The organism is Bartonella sp. MU70NMGDW, from assembly GCF_042194085.1.
Classification (GTDB): Bacteria; Pseudomonadota; Alphaproteobacteria; order Rhizobiales; family Rhizobiaceae; genus Bartonella; species Bartonella grahamii.
On sequence record NZ_JBHIMK010000033.1, the window covers coordinates 16224 to 21322 of the forward strand.

4 protein-coding genes and 1 pseudogene are annotated in these 5099 nt (G+C 45.2%); all 5 read right to left on the reverse strand.

Annotated elements, in window-relative coordinates:
- A partial coding sequence (locus ACFIKE_RS04880; RefSeq protein WP_375648534.1) for a DUF4043 family protein occupies positions 1-399 on the reverse strand: 399 nt, incomplete at its 3' end.
- A gap of 115 nt (positions 400-514) precedes the next feature.
- Positions 515-1375, reverse strand: coding sequence for a hypothetical protein (locus ACFIKE_RS04885; RefSeq protein ID WP_375648537.1), 861 nt, complete (start codon positions 1373-1375; stop codon positions 515-517).
- A pseudogene (locus ACFIKE_RS04890) lies at positions 1376-3324 on the reverse strand (portal protein); the annotation flags it as partial. It abuts the gene before it with no gap.
- Positions 3309-4634: a PBSX family phage terminase large subunit gene (locus tag ACFIKE_RS04895; RefSeq protein WP_375648535.1), complete on the reverse strand. Its 1326-nt coding sequence runs from the start codon at positions 4632-4634 to the stop codon at positions 3309-3311. The gene ACFIKE_RS04895 and the pseudogene ACFIKE_RS04890, both read right to left, overlap by 16 nt.
- Entirely contained in the window at positions 4615-4929 is a 315-nt protein-coding gene (locus tag ACFIKE_RS04900; protein ID WP_375648536.1) for a hypothetical protein, read from the reverse strand. Before ACFIKE_RS04900 ends, ACFIKE_RS04895 begins: the two co-directional genes overlap by 20 nt.
- Positions 4930-5099: the final 170 nt, after the last annotated feature.

Sequence of the window (5099 nt, forward strand, 5' to 3'; positions counted from 1 at the left end):
ACTTAAGCGATCTGCATACCAATCAACAAGCCCATCTTTTGCTTCTGTTCGTAAATTAAATAAAACACGTTGTTGATCAATGGTGCCTTCATATTTTACGCGTACAGCATGAGAAAGCTCGTTAATGCGCACCGTTTCATTCATAAATTGGAGTGCTTCTTCATTGCCTTCCAGCGTTTGTCCCTCGCTAACGCCATCCCCCATAAGTTGGACTCTTAATCCGCTCGTCACAGAGTCACCAGCGGATTTTCCTAGCATATCCAATACTTGAATAATGCTGTTTTTGCCTTTTCCCATCAGCGGTGCAATGGGCAACGCTTTTGAAGTTTCTGTGTTTAGCATCTTAGCCCAAACGCCAACGGCTAATGGGTCATTAAGATTTACTTCTGTTACTGCCATTTCAATCAATGCCTTTCTTGGTTTTTAAAACTCGCCTTGCGGCTCCCCCAAACGATAACAATCACTTGGTTCTCTCTGTCGCGTCACCACGCACATCTCACGCTCTGCTCATAATTTATTCAAATTTTTCGGGATTTTTCTCAACCCATACAGCAAATTCGGCTTCTGGCATGGAAAAGAGCGTTCTCACATCCATACCGCCGGTTGGAACTTGTCCGCCGCGCGCTGTAAGCGTCCGCGCTGCTTGAGAGCGCTCTTGAAGGGCTCCCACTTCGTCCTTAACTGGCGCTCCACTATAGCCAAAAGCTTTTGCTTTTTGCACCAGCACCTCAATTGGATTTATACCGGCTTTCTGACACTGCTGGCATATTTGGCGCAATTCAGCACCAATTTGCTGTTGCCGTGCCTCTGGGTCTTTCCATTGCGGATAAAGGCTTGCTTGCGCTTGTAAGACACTGTCTGCTCTTTCATAGAGATAGTCCGTGATACTGTCTAAATCTGGATATTTATCTTGTACTTGCGCTTTGGCTTCCTCGAAATAATCCCCCAACTTTTGGCGTTCATATTCCTCTTGACTCATGCGCTCTTGGCTCTCTCTCATATGAGAAAACTCATCAAGCAATTTCTGTTGTTCTTGTACCTTATGACTAAGCCATGCAAAATGTGCTTTTGGGTCGTCTTCTAGGGAGGGAACATTTTCCTCACGGCGGCGCGTGATTTCTTCCTGTATGGCGGCATATTTTTGCGCAAGTTCAATAGCCAATTCACGCGCTTCAATGGCGCTTTGTTCTGCCTTTTGGCGTGCTTGCCGCTCTTGCTCTAGTTTATCAGATTCTATTACATCAGAATTTGGCTGCTCTTGAAGTGCTTCTACAGCTGGCTGTTCAGAACTTTCCTCTGCATCCAAAACTTCCTCAACTTGTTCAGGCTCGACCAACTCAACAGCATTATCACTGGCAAAATGTTCATCATAGATTGCTTGTTCTTGTTTTAAAAAAAGTTCGATATTTTTCTGCTGCAATGCCGCTTGTTTCTGCTGCGCATCAAGTTGATAGAGTGTGCTCTTTGCTTGCGCTTCCTGCTGTAAAACAGCAATCTTTTCTTGTTGCTCTGGAGTTAATTGCACCCCTTGGCTTTGTTGCATCATCTGTTGTTGCTGTTGTTCTTGTTGTGCCTGCTGTGCTTTTGCCGTTAAATTTGCTACCAATGTTGCCGGTAGTGGGGAAAGCTTAAGAAGATCTGGAATCATCTCCGGTGTTAAGAACCCACCAAGCAACGGCAACATCTGCGTAATTGCCGCAAAAGTTTTCTCTTTTTCATTGGGGCTTGTCGGTGAATCATCAACAATAATGTCATACTCAAGCGTCGTAACAGCTTCACGCGTCAACGGCACATATTGGGCATTCTCTTGTCCAGAAATACGTACCAGACGCCCATCAGAGAGATAATTCTGAATGAGATAAAGGATAATCTTTCCCTGCCTACACCGATAAAGCTTGAGATTATCAAACAGCCCCGCAAGCAAATTAAGCGTTGATTGCCGGCGTGTATTTTCCAGCACATTGGCTTGGTTGACCTCCCGTGTTCCAATAAACTCGGCCGATAACCCTGTTACATGCGTTATCGCTTCACGCGATTCATTAAACAGCTGGAAAAATCCATTGGGAAATTGTGCATTTGGCTTTGGTTGAATTTTCCCTCCTGTAAGCGCGCCATTTTTAACCCAAGTAATCGTATCCGTTCGCGCCCAGCTTTCCATGGCTTGGCGATCATCATCGAAAGCGCCTCGTTCTGCCATCAAGCCGCCCTTAGACTGGCTATTAAGGATATACATCACTTGGCTAAAATATTTATTCGACCATTTTTGTGGATCTTTTGCGGGGCGAACAATTCCGTAAAACTGGTTTTTAAGCTTATCCAGCGTGCCCGTGATACACTCCCACCCAAGTTGCCCATCAGGTGCTAATGGCTTATCGGGCTGGCTTAAAAGACGTCGTCCTAGAAAAGCGCGTCTCACCACTTTTTTATTAAAACACACCCCTTGTAATTGTGGCATTACCCTTTGAAGCTGTTCAAACTCCTGTTTGCTATAGTTGCGCATCTGGCCGGTTTGAAGATCAGGCGCCTTGTAAGTGGTCTCATATTCAAACCAACGGCATTCAACCAGCGTAACATAGCGTTTCCCAGAATACGGATCTGAGAGAGAAGTCGCATTGGAGTCATCTTGATACGCATCAAGCGATACATGAGAATCCTCAGAAGCGGTTGTACTATCGATAGCCCAATCGGCGTTAAGATCTTCAACAGCAACATCAGGAAAAAGACTTTTAGCATCCTCAACGGATTTGCGATCAACATACCACATACGCTGTGCGTCAATGAGATTTGGTCTTACAGCATTGGCATCCCAAACCATTTTTAAGGGATCTAAACGTTGAACAGCAGGTATCCCTTCGGGATCTGTATCATAATCAAGCCGCGTATCTGTCCAGCCCATACCGCAAATAACCATATCCTGAAAAGCATCGGAATCGGCATATTCCGCCTCTGCCTCATCACGAAACCATTCTGCTGCTCCAGTAAGCAATTCATTGGGTATTGCTGCTCCCATTTGCCGTGGTTGAAACTGTACTTCGCGCTTATTATTACGCTCCGCCCCAACAATAGCATTCACAAGGGGTGCAATGCGGTTAAAAGTCATGACAGGACGGGCGTTGTGTTTTCAAAACCGCAAGATCTTCTTCCGCCCATTGACGACCATTATAAAAATCAAAATCTTCACGCGCCTGTTCACGCCATTCATTAACATGTTCAATATCTAACATGTTCAATATCTTCTGCGTACCAAGACTTTAAACGCTTATAGAGTTCATATTCATCGAGGATTGTTGTTTTTTGAGTGTCCTGACTTAAAATGCCATCCATGATGCCGCTTCTCTTTCCATAGTGCAATAACGCTCTTGCTTGGGTTTGACACTGGGTGCTTCATAGACAATGCACATTAAACCAAAGGCATCCGCCCCATGGCTCGACCAATCATGCTCTGCTCCCAAGCCAATATTACGCTTCTCATCCCATTTCTCGTGATACCAGTTCAGTGCCTTGCGCCCTGCTACCGTCGTCTTCTCATTAAACCAAACAGAAGGCAAAACACGGCGGACTGTTTCTATACGTATTTTAACAGCCCCTGCTCCCTGATTAGGGATAACTTTTGTTTGAAAACCCGCATCATTTAAAGCACTCTCAAAACTCACATTGTGCACACGGTCTCTGGTCGCACCATCATGGGGCAAAACCATCAATGCCTTCTCATAACCATTTTGACGCAACCAGCCTATATGCTCTGATAACGGCTGTCCCTGTGCTTCGTAATAATTAAGCACTCTGATCTCTCGTCCAACAAATTGCGCTATCCATATCGCTGTTGCATCTGCCTTAGCACCCGTGCCCCCAATGTCCCAAAAAGCACGTATTTGCATCAAGGGGTCGCGCGCAACACGCCCTATCCGCCCCTCCTGCTCGGCTGCCAACATTTCCTTTTGATAATAAGCGCCTTGAACCGCTTTCAGATAATCCCCTTCCCAGATATGCTTATAGGTCTCGGGGCGGTTTCTCAGATCATCAAGTCGTGCTTCATTCAAGATCTTGGGAAACTTCGGATTGTCTGACCAGTTGATCTCAACACGCTTAATTGCCGCATTGTCTGAAAAGCGAAACCGCTTCTCAACGGGGGCATTCTCTCGCAACGGGTTCCATGTCACCCATAATTCTGCATTCCAATCTTTTCCTTCTTCTCGCAAAGTCGGTATAAGCGTTTGCCAAGCCGTCTCTGTAACCGGCTCCGCCTCATCAACCCAACAAAGCAAAATACGCCCCATAGACTTGATACTTGCAATATTCCGGTCAAGACCAGAAAACTGAAAGGCTATACGACCATCAATCGACTTAATCGACGACTCCCCAACCTTGTAATAGTCCTTTAAAAAGTCGTGCGCTTCAATGGCGCGTTTAATCTCCTCCAATGAACTTTCTGCTAGCGAGTTTTGAAACTGCCGTGCACAAAGGATAGTGCCTGATATCCCTTCCCTACCAAATTGATAGCCTTTTAAAGCAGCCATCAAGGCAAATGATCTTGTCTTTCCAGACCCTCTTCCTCCCCAAGCCGCCCGTACCAAAGCCTTACCTGTAAAAATCGGTATAAGCTTTGGAACAATATTAATCTGTCGCGTTGTCATTGACCAAAGGCGCGATTTCTACACGCGTTATCATCTTAATCGCCCCACCATCTTCCCCTGTCACTTGAAGAGGCAAAATCTTCCCCAACAATGCCAAATAAGCAGCGGGGCATTTGATTGCCTGTTTTTCGAGATAAGAGATCAAACCATCATCACCATATTTCTTACCAGCGCGCTCTGCTGCCTTAAGCACTGCTTCTTTCAAAATACGTGTCGTTTTATTTGGCACACCTTTTACCCGCCCTTGACCTGCCTTTGGGGGCTTTCTTTTTGCAAGTTTTTCAGTGGTTTTCATGTGTGTTTCTTTTTGTAAACAAGACAATAAAAAAACCCCGCAAAAGCAGGGCTCTGAACAATCATATAAACTTATAAGAAAGGTTATACCTTTACCGTAATTCTAGACGCAATTCGACTAGTACAGCAACGCCATAAAACACTATTTTTCATATCCTGTCAACAAAAAAA

Excerpts from the sequence above, each read along its gene's own strand:
- ACFIKE_RS04895 (WP_375648535.1), bottom strand. The coding sequence starts at position 4,634 with ATGACAACGCGACAGATTAATATTGTTCCAAAGCTTATACCGATTTTT.
- ACFIKE_RS04900 (WP_375648536.1), bottom strand. The coding sequence starts at position 4,929 with ATGAAAACCACTGAAAAACTTGCAAAAAGAAAGCCCCCAAAGGCAGGT.